The 16,501-nt window shown below is 56.8% G+C and carries 13 protein-coding genes, 1 tRNA gene and 2 other RNA genes; 12 read left to right on the forward strand and 4 right to left on the reverse strand.

The annotated features are described in order from the left end of the window. Positions 1-6 precede the first annotated feature (6 nt). The 3 genes from D8B20_RS00350 to D8B20_RS00360 form a co-directional block, all read right to left on the reverse strand. Positions 7-1,941: a PTS mannitol transporter subunit IICBA gene (locus tag D8B20_RS00350; protein ID WP_145886091.1), complete on the reverse strand. Its 1,935-nt coding sequence runs from the start codon at positions 1,939-1,941 to the stop codon at positions 7-9. Positions 1,942-2,375: 434 nt separating this feature from the next. Beyond that, positions 2,376-3,092, reverse strand: a complete 717-nt coding sequence (locus D8B20_RS00355) for a DUF3053 domain-containing protein (protein ID WP_145886093.1) — start codon at positions 3,090-3,092, stop codon at positions 2,376-2,378. Between the two features lie 102 nt (positions 3,093-3,194). Next, positions 3,195-4,802, reverse strand: a complete 1,608-nt coding sequence (locus tag D8B20_RS00360) for a gamma-glutamyltransferase family protein (RefSeq protein WP_145886095.1) — start codon at positions 4,800-4,802, stop codon at positions 3,195-3,197. A 470-nt stretch (positions 4,803-5,272) separates the two neighbouring features. Between D8B20_RS00360 and D8B20_RS00365 the strand changes: the two genes are divergently transcribed. Next, positions 5,273-5,569 (forward strand): HTH-type transcriptional regulator, encoded by a 297-nt coding sequence (locus D8B20_RS00365; RefSeq protein ID WP_128599560.1) that lies wholly within the window; start codon positions 5,273-5,275, stop codon positions 5,567-5,569. A gap of 45 nt (positions 5,570-5,614) precedes the next feature. On the opposite strand, the gene D8B20_RS00370 is transcribed toward D8B20_RS00365, so the two are convergent. Then, a complete protein-coding gene (locus D8B20_RS00370) occupies positions 5,615-6,208 on the reverse strand; it encodes an HD domain-containing protein (protein ID WP_145886097.1) in 594 nt (197 codons plus the stop codon). A gap of 62 nt (positions 6,209-6,270) precedes the next feature. Between D8B20_RS00370 and D8B20_RS00375 the strand changes: the two genes are divergently transcribed. The 11 genes from D8B20_RS00375 to dppF all read left to right on the forward strand — a co-directional run bounded on the left by D8B20_RS00375 (position 6,271) and on the right by dppF (position 16,315). Next, on the forward strand, positions 6,271-6,735 hold the full coding sequence (locus tag D8B20_RS00375) for a MarR family winged helix-turn-helix transcriptional regulator (protein ID WP_145886099.1): 465 nt from the start codon (positions 6,271-6,273) through the stop codon (positions 6,733-6,735). Between the two features lie 94 nt (positions 6,736-6,829). Further along, complete coding sequence (locus tag D8B20_RS00380; RefSeq protein ID WP_145886101.1) at positions 6,830-7,264, forward strand: organic hydroperoxide resistance protein; 435 nt, start codon at positions 6,830-6,832, stop codon at positions 7,262-7,264. A 263-nt stretch (positions 7,265-7,527) separates the two neighbouring features. Beyond that, positions 7,528-9,222 carry a kdo(2)-lipid A phosphoethanolamine 7''-transferase gene (gene eptB / locus D8B20_RS00385; RefSeq protein WP_145886103.1) on the forward strand — a complete coding sequence of 565 codons (1,695 nt, stop codon included), beginning with the start codon at positions 7,528-7,530 and terminating at the stop codon, positions 9,220-9,222. A 122-nt stretch (positions 9,223-9,344) separates the two neighbouring features. Further along, positions 9,345-9,421: transfer RNA gene (locus D8B20_RS00390), tRNA-Pro, on the forward strand. 33 nt (positions 9,422-9,454) lie between these two features. Then, positions 9,455-9,583: non-coding RNA, RtT sRNA (locus D8B20_RS00395), on the forward strand. Positions 9,584-9,616: 33 nt separating this feature from the next. After that, positions 9,617-9,745: non-coding RNA, RtT sRNA (locus D8B20_RS00400), on the forward strand. Positions 9,746-10,576: 831 nt separating this feature from the next. Then, positions 10,577-12,187, forward strand: a complete 1,611-nt coding sequence (gene dppA, locus D8B20_RS00405; RefSeq protein WP_145886105.1) for a dipeptide ABC transporter periplasmic-binding protein DppA — start codon at positions 10,577-10,579, stop codon at positions 12,185-12,187. Between the two features lie 197 nt (positions 12,188-12,384). Then, positions 12,385-13,404, forward strand: a complete 1,020-nt coding sequence (dppB, locus tag D8B20_RS00410; RefSeq protein ID WP_145886107.1) for a dipeptide ABC transporter permease DppB — start codon at positions 12,385-12,387, stop codon at positions 13,402-13,404. 9 nt (positions 13,405-13,413) lie between these two features. Continuing rightward, a complete protein-coding gene (gene dppC, locus D8B20_RS00415) occupies positions 13,414-14,316 on the forward strand; it encodes a dipeptide ABC transporter permease DppC (protein WP_145886109.1) in 903 nt (300 codons plus the stop codon). A gap of 12 nt (positions 14,317-14,328) precedes the next feature. After that, the gene (gene dppD / locus D8B20_RS00420) at positions 14,329-15,315 is read left to right on the forward strand and encodes a dipeptide ABC transporter ATP-binding protein (protein ID WP_145886111.1); all 987 of its coding nucleotides are present in this window, start codon (positions 14,329-14,331) and stop codon (positions 15,313-15,315) included. Continuing rightward, positions 15,305-16,315, forward strand: coding sequence for a dipeptide ABC transporter ATP-binding subunit DppF (dppF, locus tag D8B20_RS00425; protein WP_145886113.1), 1,011 nt, complete (start codon positions 15,305-15,307; stop codon positions 16,313-16,315). Before dppD ends, dppF begins: the two co-directional genes overlap by 11 nt. Positions 16,316-16,501: the final 186 nt, after the last annotated feature.

The following is a 16,501-nucleotide window of genomic DNA, read 5'->3' on the forward strand; positions in this document are numbered from 1 at the left end:
TTGCGGTTACGCGCTGACAGCTCTGCCCGACAGCAGGTCCAGCACATCTTGCACGTTATGGGTGTTTGCCAGCTTCTCAATCACGCTGTCGTCGTCAAGCGCGTTGGTCAGGCTGGTGATCACCTGAATGTGTTCGTTATTGCGGGCCGCAATGCCGATAACCAGCCGCGCCACTTCATCGGCTTCGTCGCCAAACTGCACGCCCGCCGGATACTGGCAGAATACCACGCCGGTTTTCAGTACGCGGTCTTTGGCTTCAACCGTGCCGTGCGGCACCGCAATTGACTCACCGAGGTAGGTTGGCGTCAGTTTTTCACGGGCCAGCATCGCTTCCACATATTCCGGCTGAACGTAACCGCCTTTCACCAGCTGCTCGCCGGCAAAACGGATCGCCTGCTCTTTGTTGCTGGCATTCAGGCCAAGGAAGACGTTATCCGCACCCAGTCTGAACAGGTTTGCGCTGCCGTCGTCATAGCTGTCTGCCAGTGCCGACTGCACGCTTTCGCGGTGGGCTTCGCTGCGGTTAGCGGCCATCAGACGCTCGGTCAGGTTGCTGTAGAGCGCACTGTCGAGGAAGTTGTTCAGTGAGATATGCTGCGCCTGAGGTGCCTGACGCATCGCGCGCTCGGTGAGATCGCGGTGCGTGATCACCAGGTCCACATCACCTGGCAGGGCGTTGATCGCGCTGTTGGTCACGGAGACAGAACTCAGACCCGCATCCTGGATTTTCTTACGCAGCACACCTGCACCCATCGCGCTGGAACCCATACCGGCATCACAGGCAACGATGATTTTGCGCACGTGGCTGACATCCACGCTGTGTGCGTCGGCCACGACCGGTGCACCGGCAGCCGCCTGGCCTTTGGACTGGGCTTTCATATCACGCATGCGCTGGGTGGCAGCTTCAATGTCGTCATCTTCTTTCACTTTGCTGGTTTTCAGCAGGATAGAGGAGACCACGAAGGAGACCGCAAAGGCTGCGGTGATGGCCGCAATGTTAGCGAAATACGCGCCTTTTGGCGTCATCGCCAGCACGGCCAGAATGGAACCTGGCGAAGCCGGAGAAACCAGGCCGCCATTTAGCAGCGTCAGGGTAAAGACTCCGGTCATACCGCCGAGGATCACCGCCAGCAGCAGGCGCGGCGCCATCAGCACATACGGGAAGTAGATCTCATGAATACCACCAAGGAAGTGGATGATGGCGGCACCGCCCGCAGACTGTTTGGCGCTGCCGCGACCAAAAATCATATAAGCCACCAGCACGCCCATGCCCGGGCCCGGGTTGGCTTCAATCAGGAAGAAGATCGATTTACCGGCTTCACTGGCCTGCTGAATGCCCAGCGGTGAGAAAATACCGTGGTTGATCGCGTTGTTCAGGAATAGAATTTTTGCCGGTTCCACGAAGATGGAGGTCAGCGGCAGCAGGTTATTCTGCACCATCAGGTTCACGCCTGCGGCGAGAATGTGCGACAGGCCTTCCACCAGCGGACCAATTGCCAGGAAAGCCAGCAGCGCCAGCAGCATACCGATGATGCCAGCGGAGAAGTTATTCACCAGCATCTCGAAGCCGCTTTTGATCTTGCCATCAACCGCGCGGTCAAACGAACGGATAGCCCAGCCGCCCAGCGGACCGGCCAGCATGGCGCCGAGGAACATCGGCATGTCAGCACCGACAATCACCCCCATGGTGGTGATTGCACCCACCACGCCACCGCGATCGCCGCCCACCAGACGACCACCGGTAAAGCCAATCAGCAGCGGCAGCAGGTAGGTAATCATCGGGCCGACAAGTTTTGCCAGCGTCGCGTTAGGAATCCATCCGGTTGGAATAAACAGTGCAGTGATGATACCCCAGGCGATAAACGCGCCGATGTTAGGCATCACCATATTACTCAGAAAGCGACCAAAGCTCTGAACCTTGACCTTGACTGATGAGGACATAAACCCACCCCTTATTGAGACGCGCTGCAATAAGAGAGCGCGTTTGTTTTTGTTGAGACGTTACGGCGGGGGCCGTGGCATTACTGTATGCACGCGGACTCTAGCACTAGTTTATTGCGCTGCGTAGAGCCCGGAATAAGTGTGATTCAGATCACGCTAAGGCGGGGTGAAGAGGGGGATATAAAGTGACTTTGATCACAAAAATACCCTGTAAGAAAGCAACGAAGGCGTAAAAGGTGACCAAAACGGCGGGAAAACGTGACGGCAATCACCTTTAATCAGGGCCGGTTTGTTTATTAAATGTGACGAAGGTCACAAACTATTTTTGGTTAAAAATGCGCCTGATCACACTCTGCGGCGGTGCGCCGCTACGCTGTAAGGAAGTAACGAAAAAGCGGAAAAGCGGGCAGCACGATCGCGGCCCGCGATGCGGTTTACTGCAGGCCACCCTGCACGGCATTTTGGGCCTGGGTCAGCGCCTGCGCGTTGGCAGAAAGATCGGTCATCAGGGCATTGTACTGGCTGGCCTGTTCCTGCGTCGGGAACTGGACGCCGCCATCGTTAAAGCTGACGCGCTGGCCCTGTGACTGCAAATAATCACCGGTCTGGACCGCCGCCTGGCTCAGCGCCTGCAGCTTCGGCAGCAGCGGGATCAGCGTGCTGGCTGGCTGAGTCACCACCTTCGCGTACACGCTGTCGTACACTTTTTTCACGTCGTCGGGTTGTTTCAGCGTTGCTTTGCTGCTGTCAGCCTGCATTTTGGCGCTCTGAATCTGCTGGGTCAGCACGCTGAGATTGCCACTGGCCTGACGCAGGCTGTCGCGACGGGTCAGGTAATCCTGCGGCACACGAATCGCTGCCAGCTCATCCACCACCGGACGCATGCCCTGTTCCACGGCCTGATTCACCTGCTGAGAGAAGCTGTAGAGGATGGCGTAATCGCCGGCGTAATTGCCGAAAGTTTGCTTCTGGTTTTCACTCAGGCTGGGCAGGTGTTCACCACTGCGCATGACGGTGTTCTGCAGAAAATCGTTGAAGGCCTTACGCTGGTCAGCCTCTTTATCGCCACAGGCAGTGAGCTGCAGCACGACCAGCGCGCCGGCAATCAGCAGGCCGGTACGCATCCAGATGCGGGAAATTCCTGACGCCATGTTTCAACTCCTGTCGTGACAAAATGGCAATATTTGCTTCGGTGAGAAAGGTCCTAAAGAATAGTGCAATGGCAGAGCGCATACAACGGGCGGCCGGAGGATTCAGTACACCAGTGCCTGTCCGTCTTTGCGGCTTTCGCTGGCAGCAATATAAAAGCCCTGCGCATCGCGTACGATCGCCTGCGCGCCGCCAAAATTGTAGCCCAGCAGCGGATCCTCGAGGGTGATGTGATGCCCCATCGCACGCAGCCTGGCCAGCACGTTGCGATCGATACCGGTTTCCATCACCACTTCACGGCCCTGCACGACGCGCCAGCGCGGCGCGTCGATGGCAGCCTGTGGGTTCTGCTTATGCTGCATAATGCGCAGCGCCAGCTGCAGGTGGCCTTGTGCCTGCATTGGCCCGCCCATGACGCCAAAGGCCATCAGCGGCTGGCCTGCGCCATTCAGCGCAAAGGCTGGAATGAGGGTGTGGAACGGGCGTTTACCGCCCGCCACAACGTTAGGATGCTGCGGGTCGAGCGAGAAACCGCAGCCGCGATTTTGCAGACTGATGCCGGTGCCCGGCACCACCACGCCGGAACCAAATCCCATATAGTTTGACTGAATAAATGAGACCATCATGCCGCTGGCATCTGCCGTGGAGAGATAGACCGTGCCGCTCTGCCGGGGCGCGCCGAAAGTAAAATCGCCCGCTTGTTCCGGGTCGATCAGCTGCGCGCGCTGCTGCAGGTAGGCGTCACTCAGCAGGTGCTCTGCCGGAAATTCCAGATGATCGGCATCGCTGACATAACGTTCCAGGTCGCACAGCGCCAGCTTCATCGCCTCAATTGACAGGTGCAGCCACGGCACCGAATCCGGCGCATAGCGGCCAATCTCCCACTGCTCAAGGATGCCCAGCGCAATCAGCGCGGCGATGCCCTGCCCATTAGGCGGCAGCTCCTGAACGGTGCCACCGGCAAACGGACGTGACAGCACGGTAACCCAGTCGGCACGGTGCTGTTGCAGGTCGGCCAGGCTCAGCGCTGCGCCATGCTGCCGGGCAAACGCCACGATTTTTTCAGCCAGCTCGCCGCGATAAAAGGCTTCACCGCCGCTGGCAGCGATTTTCTGCAGCGTGGCCGCCTGGTCCGGGTTGTGGAACAACTCGCCAGCGCGCGGCGTCCGGCCCTGTGGAGCAAAGCAGGCCGCGAAACCGGGCTGATGCTTTAATTTGTCATAACCGCGCTGCCACAGATGCGCGATAAGCGGGGATACCGGAAATCCGCGGCTGGCGTAGTGAATGGCCGGCTGCGCCAGCTGCGCCAGCTGCGTCAGCGGCAGGCGGGCAAAGCGTTTGGCCAGTGTCACCCAGGCGGAGACGGCACCGGGCACCGTGACGGCCTCCCAGCCCACCTCCGGCATTGCGCTCAGCCCGGCAAAGCGGGCCGGATTCCACGCGGCGGGGGCGCGGCCGGAGGCATTAAGGCCGTGCAGCTGCTGGCCATCCCAGACAATCGCAAAGGCATCACTGCCAATGCCGTTGCCGGTCGGCTCCAGCACCGTCAGCGCCATTGCGGTGGCGATCGCGGCATCCACGGCGTTGCCGCCCTGCTGCAGCATCTGTATACCCGCCTGGGCCGCCAGCGGCTGAGAGGTGGCTACCGCGTTGTGTCCCATCATCGGAACCCGGTGCGAAGCATAACTGATGTTGTAATCCAGATTGAGCATAGTGGGTTCTCCGTGTGCTTCATCCAGGTGCAACATTGCTGCGTTATTGTGCACGGGCGGACAGCAACACCTGCGGCTTTTACGGCTTAACAAGTAATTTCATAGAGATAGCAGATTGGCGCTGATTTTGCTCAGTAAGCTATGACGCTAAACGCTGTGGCGATCCAGGGAATGGCTTTGGTGACAGAGGTTTAAGTGTGCAGGATCGTTCTGGCATAACTAAGATCAAAAAATAATCATTATTTACGCAGCAGAGTCCGGGATCTGGATCATACTTAGTAACCCGGTCAATTGTTGCATTGCACTGATATGTTTTCACAGTGCGCAGCAGGCTGTGTCCCGTAACGGTTTCATAACCATAACGCATAAACCGCTGCGGGATACAGCCTGACAAGGTCCGGTTTTCAGCGCCTGGTGGCGCTTACCTCTCTACTTTCATGTGCTTCATAGTGAGTTTTAAGGAGTTCTCTATGGAAATAAAAGACCCAATGGTCGAATTACTCAGCAGCCTTGAGCAAATTGTTTTGACACGTGATGCACAGCCTTCCGTATCAGAAATTGCACTTAACACGGTTTCAGTTCCCGAGCCACAGCGTTTACGTGAGATGACCGGCATGCAGGTGGATGAATTTGCCCGCGTGATGGGGGTGAGCGTCTCGTCAGTGAAGAGTTGGGAAGCGCAACGTACGCGCCCCTCCGCTACGGCGCGTAAATTGATGAAACTGCTGCAGGCGAACCCCTATCTGGGACGTCAGCTGCTGGAATAAGTGCGACTGGCGGATCGCTGAACCCGCCTGCACGGCGGGTTTTTTTTAGCTCAGTCCACCGTATTTAGCTGCCTGTTTGACAAACCAGCTTTCCGGCACGCTGTGCGGTGGCTGCGCCAGTTGTCTGATGCCCTGGGCAATGATGTGATCGGCCTGCTGCCATAATGTGCGATTGCCCTGGCTGAGCAGCTGGATCTGCACCTGCTTTTCCACCAGATAGACGCGGGCAAAGTTGGGATCAAACTGCACAATTGCCCGGGTGTTATCGATGATATCGGCCAGTTTGATGGTCTGGGCATCCGGTGACGCATCCGCGGTGTGGCGAAAGTGGGCCAGTTTGCGTGCCGCACGGTTTTTGGCCTGCGGCTGCGCGCTGTCTGTCAGCATATCTACCAGTTGCGCTACGCGCGCACCGAAATGACGTTCAATATCCGTTAAGGTGCTGGGTGTATCTTCTACCGTGTCATGCAGCCAGGCGGCGGCAATCATCTCTTCATCATCAGTGACGCTGCGCACCAGCTCGGCCACGGCCGCCGGGTGAACGATATAGGGCTCGTCGGTATATTTGCGACGCTGACCCGCAGCGGCATGCGCCTGCGTGGCATAGCGGCGCGCCTGCTCTTCCAGTGAATCACGCATTTTTTCACTCTCCCGGGAGAAGTAGGTTGCAATTATCTAGCGCGCTATCTATATTGAACCGCATGAACAGTAATCAAGATGACAAAAAAGTGCAGCAGACGCTACTGCCGGTTGATCAGCAGCTCTGTTTTGCGCTTTATTCGGCGAACCTCGCTATGCATAAAGTTTATCGCCAGCTGCTTGCTCCGCTGGAGATTACCTATCCGCAGTATCTGGTGATGCTGGTGCTGTGGAAGCAGGACGGGGTGACGGTATCGGAGATTGGCGAGCAGCTGTTTCTCGATTCGGCGACGCTGACCCCGCTGCTGAAGCGGCTGGAGAGCGCCGGTCTGCTGCGCCGTCAGCGTTCCCGTCAGGATGAGCGTCAGGTGATTGTGACGCTGACGGAAGCAGGGCAGGCGCTGCAGGCGAAAGCGGTCGGTATTCCTGTGGCCATTCAGTGTGCGACCGCCTGCGACCCGGCAACCCTGCAGGCGCTGAAGCAGCAGCTGGACGATTTACGCAGCAGCCTGAATCAGGCGACATAATGAAGCAGGCTGTCACCGCGGTGGCAGCCGTTGATGCAGTTTACCCTTGCGCTTATAAATAGCGTGCGATTATATAGCGAATAGTGAGGTTATCATGTCTTTAGAGAAAGTTGTTTACACCGCAAAAGCCAAAGCTACCGGTGGCCGTGATGGTCGTGCCACCTCTTCTGACAACGTGCTGGACGTAAAACTGGGCGTGCCAAAAGAGATGGGCGGTGCCGGCGGCGATGTGACTAACCCGGAGCAGCTGTTTGCTGCCGGTTACTCTGCCTGCTTCCTCGGCGCGATGAAGTTTGTGGCGGGCCGCGATAAAATCGCGATGCCAAAAGAGGCCTGGATTGAAGGCGAAGTGGGTATCGGTGCGATTCCCAACGGTTTCGGTATTGAAGCCAAACTGAACATCCATCTGCCGGCGATGGATGCGGCAGAAGCCCGTAAACTGGTGGATGCGGCGCACATCGTGTGTCCATACTCCAACGCCACGCGCGGCAATATTGATGTGACGCTGAACATCATCAACGAAGGTTGATAAAGCGCTGAAAGGCTCCTGCGGGGGCCTTTTGCCTTTCAGCAAAACCGCCTGTCGGTGTGCGTTAAAAAATTTTCTGGTCTTACCATTGGTTAAATGTTCTACTGCTGCGCTTCATGCGTCATCGCGGTTACTTCGGCTCAGATTCATCCCGATCCTGCTCGAGACGTCACGCTTTTCCACTCTGAAAGCGAACCTTGCTGTCTTTATACAGTCACACCTGTGGTTGCAACATCGACACCAGGTCGGGAACAGAAAATTAGATGAATTATATTAAAAGCTTAACGCAGCAGAAGCTCTCTTTGTGGCTGGCGCTGTACCTCGGTATCTTACTGAATTTACCGATTTTTTATCGCCGTTTTGACGGCTTCCTCACGAAATCCACCTGCACCAACTGGCTCTCTGCTGCGGCAGAAGTGACCGCTGCGGTGCTGCTGACATTCTTCCTGATGCGGCTGCTTTCGCTGGGCGGCAGGTGGTTTTACCGCGTCATTGCCAGCCTGCTGGTGGTGATCTCGGTGGCGGCCGCTTATTACATGACCTTCTTCAACGTGGTGATTGGCTATGGCATCGTCGCGTCGGTGATGACCACGGATATCGATTTATCGAAAGAAGTGGTGGGCCTGCATTTCATCCTGTGGATGGTGCTAATCAGTGCCATACCGCTGCTGCTGATCTGGCGCAACAATTTGCGTATGACGTTAATCGAGCAGCTGAAAACGCCAGGCCAGCGCCTGAAGCCAATAGCGGTGCTGCTACTGAGCGTGGCGCTGGTTTGGCTGCCGATCCGCTATTTCGACAAGCTGCAAAAAGCCAACGAAGAGATCACGAATATCGATCTGCCCAGCTACGGTGGGGTGGTGGCACATTCGTACCTGCCGTCAAACTGGATTGCCGCGCTGGGGCTGTTTGCCTGGACGAAAGTAGACGAGCAGATTGACGGGCAGGAGCTGTTCGATCCGGCGAAGAAGTTCACCTACGTCGCGCCTCCGGGCATTGATGATACCTATGTGGTGTTTGTGATTGGCGAGACCACCCGCTGGGATCACATGGGCATGCTGGGTTATGACCGCGATACCACGCCGAAGCTGTCAAAAGAGAAAAACCTTGTCGCGTTCCGCGGTGAGTCGTGCGATACCGCGACCAAGCTGTCGCTGCGCTGTATGTTCGTGCGGGAAGGCGGCACCATGGATAACCCAGGCCGCACGCTGAAAGAGCAGAACATTTTTGCCGTGATGAAAGAGCTGGGCTTTACCTCAGAACTGTTCGCCATGCAGAGCGAGGTGTGGTTCTACGATAACGCCGATGTGAATAACTTCTCCTTCCGTGAGCAGATTGGCTCAGAGAAGCGTAATCAGGGTAAAGCGGTTGACGATATGCTGCTTGTGCCGGAATTACAGGCTTCGCTGCAGCGTTTCCCGAAAGGCAAGCATCTGGTGGTGCTGCATACCAAGGGGTCGCACTACCTTTACTCGCAGCGTTACCCGCGCAGTTTTGCGCGCTATCAGCCGGAGTGTCTGGGCGTGGATGAGAAGTGCAGCAAAGCCCAGCTGATTAACGCCTACGATAACTCGGTGCTGTATGTGGATACCATGCTGGACAGCGTGCTGGATCAGCTGCGCGATAAGAAAGCGATTGTGTTCTACGCGGCCGATCACGGCGAGTCAATCAGCGAGAATATGCACCTGCACGGCACCCCGCGCGAGATGGCTCCGCCGGAACAGTTCCGCGTGCCGATGATGGTCTGGGCTTCAGATAAGTATCTGGCGGATCCAACCAATCGCAGCAACTTCGAGCGGCTGCAGGCGCAGCAGCGCGTCGGCAAGACCCATCGTCATGTGGAGCTGTTTGACACCATTCTTGGCTGCCTGGGTTACAGCTCTCCGGATGGCGGGATCAACGCAGCAAATAACTGGTGTCAGGCACCCGCAAAACCTGCCACGGCGAAGCCGCTGTAATTCGTGCCTGAATCTTATTGAGCCAGCGGCGCTAAGGCGCTGCTTGCTTTCCAGGCAATCGGGCGGATTTTGGGGAAAAGGGATTGACGCTCCCCGATCGCGGCAGTAATATTCGCCCCCATCGGCGAGTAGCGCAGCTTGGTAGCGCAACTGGTTTGGGACCAGTGGGTCGGAGGTTCGAATCCTCTCTCGCCGACCATCTTTGAAAAACCTGTCTGAAAAGACAGGTTTTTTTTCGTCTGGGGTAAAGAGGATGAGAACCTCCGAAGGAGGTTTGCGCCGAGCGAAGCGAGACAACGTTGCGTCAGCAACGGCCCGAAGGGCGCTTCTCCCGAGAAGCGTCATCCTCTCTCGCCGACCATCTTTGAAAAACCTGTCTGAAAAGACAGGTTTTTTTTCGTCTGTGGTAAAGAGGATGAGCACCTCCGAAGGAGGTTTGCGCCGGGCGAAGCGAGACAACGTTGCGTCAGCAACGGCCCGAAGGGCGCTTCTCCTGAGAAGCGTCATCCTCTCTCGCCGACCATTTTTGAAAAACCTGTCTGAAAAGACAGGTTTTTTTTCGTCTGTGGTAAAGCCACGCTGTGTCCGTCAGGCTGCGATACGCAACGGCGCCGTAAAGCCGCTGTCTCGTCCCGTCTGTCAGCCGCACGCGCCACGCCGCCGTCTGCCATCCTCCCCCTTTGTCGGGTTCTGTCGTTGTTTTCATCAGGACAGCAAACTGGTCTCTCTTTACAGGCTGAAACCGGCCGCTAAAGTGATCAATTTACGCGTTCCGGATCGCATCCCCGGGATAAACCTTATTATCCTTTACCAGCACGCGCCATCCCTTGATGCATCAGACCACCCCGGCTTAATTCGCGACACATTCTGCTTATGACCGGCTTGTGCTTTTTGCTGATTACTTATGCCATTTCACCAGCATATTTCGCTGGATGAACGTGATAACGCACGGGTAATCGTTCAGATATTCAACGTTTGCCGATAACTTTAAGATGTTTTTTAGCGGTGATAATCACTGTCATTATGCCTTGTTGCCAGATAATCACGCGGTGCTGAGCGCTTAATGACCTTTATAAACCCTGGCTTAAGCCGCGATCGCTGTTTTTTATCGTTGCTTGCACTTACTCACACTCTGTGTAAATAACACCAGGTTGTATTGACGTTCATTGCAACTGTTGACAAATTGATGCCTCAATAGGATGCAGAGACGGCACTGCCTGGCAGATTCTACGGTGTCAGTGCAACAACAATAACCGCTCGCATTTTGGTCATGACATAACTGACCTGCCCGAACCGCATAAAAAAATCAGAGGTCGGGCGACGCACACAACATCACATCACAATGGAGCAAAACATGATCAACTCCCTGGCTAAATCCAGGATGCTGAAGGTCGGCCTTAGCCTGATTGCTATGACCGTCGCTGCCGGTGTCCAGGCGAAAACGCTCGTCTACTGCTCAGAAGGTTCACCGGAAGGCTTCAACCCGCAGCTGTTTACCTCGGGTACCACCTATGATGCCAGCTCAGTGCCAATCTATAACCGCCTGGTGGAGTTCAAAACCGGCACCACTGAACTGCAGCCCGGTCTGGCAGAGAAATGGGACATCAGCGAAGATGGTAAAACCTATACCTTCCATCTGCGTAAAGGCGTGAAGTGGCAAACCACAAAAGATTTCAAGCCAACCCGCGAATTTAACGCTGATGACGTCGTGTTCTCCTTTGAGCGTCAACTCGACAAAAACAACAAGTATCACGGTGTTTCCGGCGGCAGCTACGAATATTTCGAAGGCATGGACATGCCGAAGCTGATCGGCAAAATCGAAAAAGTGGATGATTACACGGTTCGCTTCACGCTGACCCGTTCCGAAGCTCCATTCCTGGCCGATCTCGGGATGGACTTTGCCTCCATTCTGTCGAAAGAGTACGCCGACAACATGCTGAAAGCCGGCACGCCAGAGAAGCTGGACCTCAATCCGGTCGGCACCGGTCCGTTCGTGCTGCAGCAGTATCAGAAAGACTCGCGCATTCTGTATAAAGCGAACCCGGATTTCTGGGGCACCAAACCGAAAATCGATCGCCTGGTGTTCTCCATCACGCCGGACGCCTCGGTGCGCTATGCCAAACTGCAGAAAGGCGAATGCCAGGTGATGCCGTACCCGAATCCGGCTGACATCGCCAGCATGAAGAAAGACAGCAAAATTAACCTGATGGAACAGCCTGGTCTGAACGTCGGTTATCTGTCATTCAACACCGAGAAAAAACCGCTGGATAACGTCAAAGTGCGTCAGGCGCTGACCATGGCGGTGAACAAGCAGGCCATCATTGACGCCGTCTATCAGGGCGCAGGCCAGGCGGCGAAGAACCTGATTCCACCGACAATGTGGAGTTACAACAACGACGTCAAAGATTACGCTTACGATCCTGAGAAAGCGAAAGCGCTGCTGAAAGAAGCAGGCATGGCGGACGGTTTCTCCATCGATCTGTGGGCCATGCCGGTCCAGCGTCCGTACAACCCGAACGCCCGCCGTATGGCAGAGATGGTGCAGGCTGACTGGGCAAAAATTGGTGTGAAAGCCAAAATCGTGACCTATGAGTGGGGCGAGTACCTGAAACGCGCGAAAGCCGGTGAACACCAGACCGTAATGATGGGCTGGACCGGTGACAACGGGGATCCGGATAACTTCTTCGCTACCCTGTTCAGCTGTGCGGCGGCGAAAGATGGCTCCAACTACTCACGCTGGTGCTACAAGCCGTTTGAAGATCTGATCCAGCCAGCGCGTGCGGAATCCGATCACAACAAACGTATTGAGCTCTACAAGCAGGCACAGGTTGTGATGCATGACCAGGCACCGGCGCTGATTATTGCCCACTCGACGGTGTACGAGCCGGTGAGCAAGAAAGTCTCTGGCTATGTGGTTGATCCATTAGGTAAACATCACTTCGAAAACGTCGATATCCAGGAATAACCTTTCGGATGACCGCGGTCCGGGTCAGCGCTGCTGACCCTCGGGCGGCCCCTGCGCCGCCCGCATTCCGCACTTTTTTCCGGCTAACGTCTTTTACTGAAGCGCTTCCTGCGCCGCGTCCGGCTGCGCCGGTGGCGTGTTGTGAGCAATAGAGTCCCTGGCGTGCGCGCTACGGGAAATGACTGAGAATCCGGCTTATGCTGCAATTCATACTCCGACGTCTGGGCCTTGTCATCCCAACGTTTATCGGTATCACACTTTTGACCTTCGCGTTTGTGCATCTGATCCCCGGCGATCCGGTGCTGATCATGGCAGGCGAGCGCGGCATCACGCCTGAACGCCACGCGCAGCTGATGGCGCAGTTTGGCCTCGATCAGCCGATGTGGAAACAGTACATCACCTATATCAACGGCGTGCTGCACGGCGATTTGGGTATCTCACTGAAAAGCCGTATCCCGGTATGGGATGAGTTCGTGCCGCGCTTTAAAGCCACGCTGGAACTGGGCATCTGCGCCATGATTTTCGCCGTTGCCGTGGGCATTCCGGTTGGCGTACTGGCGGCAGTGAAGCGCGGCTCTGTTTTTGATCATACGGCGGTGGGCATCTCGCTGACCGGCTACTCCATGCCGATTTTCTGGTGGGGCATTATGCTGATCATGCTGGTGTCGGTGCAGCTCAACCTGACGCCGGTCTCCGGGCGCGTCAGTGACACCATCTTCCTTGACGACAGCCATCCGCTCACCGGCTTTATGCTGATTGATACGCTGCTGTGGGGGGAAGAGGGCGACTTCAAAGACGCCGTCATGCACATGATCCTGCCGGCCATCGTGCTGGGCACCATTCCGCTGGCGGTGATTGTGCGCATGACGCGCTCTTCAATGCTGGAAGTGCTGGGGGAAGATTACATCCGCACGGCGCGCGCCAAAGGGCTGACGCGTATGCGCGTCATCGTGGTGCACGCGCTGCGTAACGCCATGCTGCCGGTGGTAACGGTGATTGGTCTGCAGGTCGGTACGCTGCTGGCGGGTGCGATTCTGACCGAAACCATTTTCTCCTGGCCGGGACTGGGTCGCTGGCTGATCGAAGCGCTGCAGCGCCGTGACTATCCGGTCGTGCAGGGCGGCGTTCTGCTGGTCGCCATCCTGATTATTCTGGTCAACCTGCTGGTTGATCTGTTGTATGGCGTGGTGAACCCGCGCATTCGTCATAAGAAATAAGGGGGAATCATGTCTGCTGTTGATCCCGTAAGCGCAAGCGCTGCACCGAAGCCGATGACCCCGATTCAGGAATTCTGGCACTATTTCAAACGCAACAAGGGCGCCGTAACGGGCCTGGTTTACATCATTCTGATGCTGCTGGTGGCGCTGTTTGCCGATGTGCTGGCACCGCATGGCCCGGCCGAGCAGTTCCGTGACGCGCTGCTGCATCCGCCGGTATGGCAGGAAGGCGGCAGCTGGAGCTATATCCTGGGGACAGACGATGTGGGCCGTGACATCCTGTCGCGTCTGATGTTTGGCGCACGCCTGTCACTGCTGGTGGGGTGCCTGGTGGTGGTCCTTTCCCTGATCCTCGGCGTGATTTTCGGTCTGATGGCCGGTTATCTCGGCGGTGTGGTGGATGCCACTATTATGCGTCTGGTAGACATCATGCTGGCGCTGCCCAGCCTGCTGCTGGCGCTGGTACTGGTTGCCATCTTCGGACCGTCGATTGTCAACGCCTCGCTGGCGCTGACGTTTGTGGCGCTGCCGCACTATATCCGCCTGACGCGCGCCGCCGTGCTGGTGGAAGTCAACCGTGATTACGTTACCGCTTCCAGCGTGGCGGGCGCCGGTACGCTGCGCCAGATGTTCATCAACATTCTGCCTAACTGCCTGGCACCGCTGATTGTGCAGGCATCGCTGGGCTTCTCTAACGCCATCCTTGATATGGCGGCGTTAGGCTTTCTCGGTATGGGGGCTCAGCCGCCAACGCCGGAGTGGGGCACCATGCTCTCCGACGTGCTGCAGTATGCGCAAAGCGCCTGGTGGGTCGTCACCTTCCCTGGCGTGGTCATTCTGCTGACGGTACTGGCATTCAACCTCATGGGCGATGGTTTGCGTGATGCCCTCGACCCGAAACTCAAGCAGTAAAGAGGCACCGAGATGGCGTTATTAAATGTAGAAAAACTGTCGGTGCATTTCGGCGACGAAAAAACACCGTTCCGGGCGGTAGACCGTATCAGCTACCAGGTTGAACAGGGCCAGGTTGTCGGCATTGTCGGGGAATCCGGCTCCGGTAAATCGGTCAGCTCGCTGGCGATCATGGGGCTGATTGATTATCCCGGCCGCGTAAAAGCAGACAAACTGGAGTTCAACCAGCGTGACCTGCAGCGTATTTCGGAAAAAGAGCGCCGCCAGCTGGTGGGCGCGGAAGTGGCGATGATCTTCCAGGACCCGATGACCAGCCTCAACCCGTGTTACACCGTGGGCTACCAGATTATGGAAGCGCTAAAGGTGCATCAGGGCGGCAGCAAACGCACGCGGCGTCAGCGGGCTATCGATCTGCTGGAGCAGGTGGGTATTCCCGATCCGGCTTCGCGTCTGGACGTGTATCCGCACCAGCTTTCCGGCGGGATGAGCCAGCGCGTCATGATTGCCATGGCCATTGCCTGTAAGCCCAAACTGCTGATTGCCGATGAGCCGACCACCGCACTGGATGTGACCATTCAGGCACAGATCATTGAACTGCTGCTGGCGTTACAGAAGCAGGAGAACATGGCGCTGATTCTGATAACCCACGATCTGGCGCTGGTGGCGGAAGCCGCACAGCACATTATCGTGATGTACGCCGGTCAGGTTGTGGAGAGCGGTAAAGCGGCGGATATCTTTAAAGCGCCGCGTCACCCTTACACCCAGGCGCTGCTGCGTGCGCTGCCGGAGTTTGCAGCCGATAAAGCGCGTCTGGCGTCGCTGCCGGGCGTGGTGCCGGGCAAGTACGATCGCCCGAACGGCTGTCTGCTGAACCCGCGCTGCCCCTACGTGACCGATCGCTGCCGAACTGAAGAACCTGAGCTGCGCGATATTCCGGGCCGCCAGTCCAAATGTCACTTCCCACTGGATGATGCCGGGAGACCGACTTATGAATCCTGATAACACGAAGCAGGCGTACCTGCTGCAGGCAATTGACCTGAAAAAACACTACCCGGTGAAGAAAGGCCTGTTTGGCCAGGAGCGTCTGGTCAAAGCGCTGGACGGCGTCTCCTTCAACCTGGAACGCGGTAAAACGCTGGCGGTGGTGGGCGAATCCGGCTGCGGAAAATCCACGCTGGGCCGTCTGCTGACCATGATTGAAACGCCGACCGAAGGGCAGCTTTTCTGGCACGGTCAGGATTTGCTGAAACACGATCCGCAGGCGCAAAAGCTGCGCCGGCAGAAAATCCAGATTGTGTTCCAGAACCCGTATGGCTCACTCAATCCGCGGAAAAAAATCAGTCAGATTCTGGAAGAGCCGTTGATCATCAACACCACGCTGAGCAAAGCGGAACGGCGTGAAAAAACGCTGGAGATGATGGCGAAAGTCGGCCTGAAAACCGAGCATTACGACCGCTACCCGCACATGTTTTCCGGCGGTCAGCGCCAGCGTATCGCCATCGCGCGCGGCCTGATGCTCGATCCGGATGTCCTGATTGCGGATGAACCGGTTTCTGCGCTGGACGTCTCGGTGCGCGCTCAGGTGCTCAACCTGATGATGGATTTGCAGCAGGATCTCGGGCTGTCCTATGTGTTCATCTCGCACGATCTGTCGGTGGTGGAGCATATCGCCGATGAAGTCATGGTGATGTATCTGGGACGCTGTGTGGAAAAGGGCAGCAAAGAGGCGATTTTCAGTAATCCCCGCCATCCTTATACGCAGGCGTTACTGTCTGCCACGCCGCGCCTCAACCCGGACGATCGCCGTGAGCGCATCAAGCTGACCGGTGAGCTGCCCAGCCCGCTGAATCCGCCGCCGGGCTGCGCGTTCAACGCCCGCTGCCGGCGTCGTTTCGGCACCTGTGTTCAGCTGCAGCCAAAACTGAAGCAGTACGGTGACCAGCAAATCGCCTGCTTCGCCGTGGACCAGGATGAGCATCAGCCGGCAGAACTGCCCTGACAGCAACCCCTGCGGCAAAAAAAGGCTCCTTCGGGAGCCTTTTTCATTTTCGCCACCCGCCCGGCATAGTTAAAAAAAATTAACCGACCGCCAGCGTGCATAACACCTGTGGCGGAAAATATTACCCTGCTGCAACTGTGGGTAATTAATCCCTGCCAGGATATAAAGCGTTAAGGCAAATCAGAC

The organism is Candidatus Pantoea soli (assembly GCF_007833795.1).
Lineage (GTDB): Bacteria > Pseudomonadota > Gammaproteobacteria > Enterobacterales > Enterobacteriaceae > Pantoea > Pantoea soli.

Bases quoted from the DNA above. Each gene is read 5' to 3' on its own strand.
- D8B20_RS00350 (WP_145886091.1), bottom strand. From the start codon at position 1,941: ATGTCCTCATCAGTCAAGGTCAAGGTTCAGAGCTTTGGTCGCTTTCTG.
- D8B20_RS00355 (WP_145886093.1), bottom strand. From the start codon at position 3,092: ATGGCGTCAGGAATTTCCCGCATCTGGATGCGTACCGGCCTGCTGATT.
- D8B20_RS00360 (WP_145886095.1), bottom strand. From the start codon at position 4,802: ATGCTCAATCTGGATTACAACATCAGTTATGCTTCGCACCGGGTTCCG.
- D8B20_RS00365 (WP_128599560.1), top strand. From the start codon at position 5,273: ATGGAAATAAAAGACCCAATGGTCGAATTACTCAGCAGCCTTGAGCAA.
- D8B20_RS00370 (WP_145886097.1), bottom strand. From the start codon at position 6,208: ATGCGTGATTCACTGGAAGAGCAGGCGCGCCGCTATGCCACGCAGGCG.
- D8B20_RS00375 (WP_145886099.1), top strand. From the start codon at position 6,271: ATGAACAGTAATCAAGATGACAAAAAAGTGCAGCAGACGCTACTGCCG.
- D8B20_RS00380 (WP_145886101.1), top strand. From the start codon at position 6,830: ATGTCTTTAGAGAAAGTTGTTTACACCGCAAAAGCCAAAGCTACCGGT.
- eptB (WP_145886103.1), top strand. From the start codon at position 7,528: ATGAATTATATTAAAAGCTTAACGCAGCAGAAGCTCTCTTTGTGGCTG.
- dppA (WP_145886105.1), top strand. From the start codon at position 10,577: ATGATCAACTCCCTGGCTAAATCCAGGATGCTGAAGGTCGGCCTTAGC.
- dppB (WP_145886107.1), top strand. From the start codon at position 12,385: ATGCTGCAATTCATACTCCGACGTCTGGGCCTTGTCATCCCAACGTTT.
- dppC (WP_145886109.1), top strand. From the start codon at position 13,414: ATGTCTGCTGTTGATCCCGTAAGCGCAAGCGCTGCACCGAAGCCGATG.
- dppD (WP_145886111.1), top strand. From the start codon at position 14,329: ATGGCGTTATTAAATGTAGAAAAACTGTCGGTGCATTTCGGCGACGAA.
- dppF (WP_145886113.1), top strand. From the start codon at position 15,305: ATGAATCCTGATAACACGAAGCAGGCGTACCTGCTGCAGGCAATTGAC.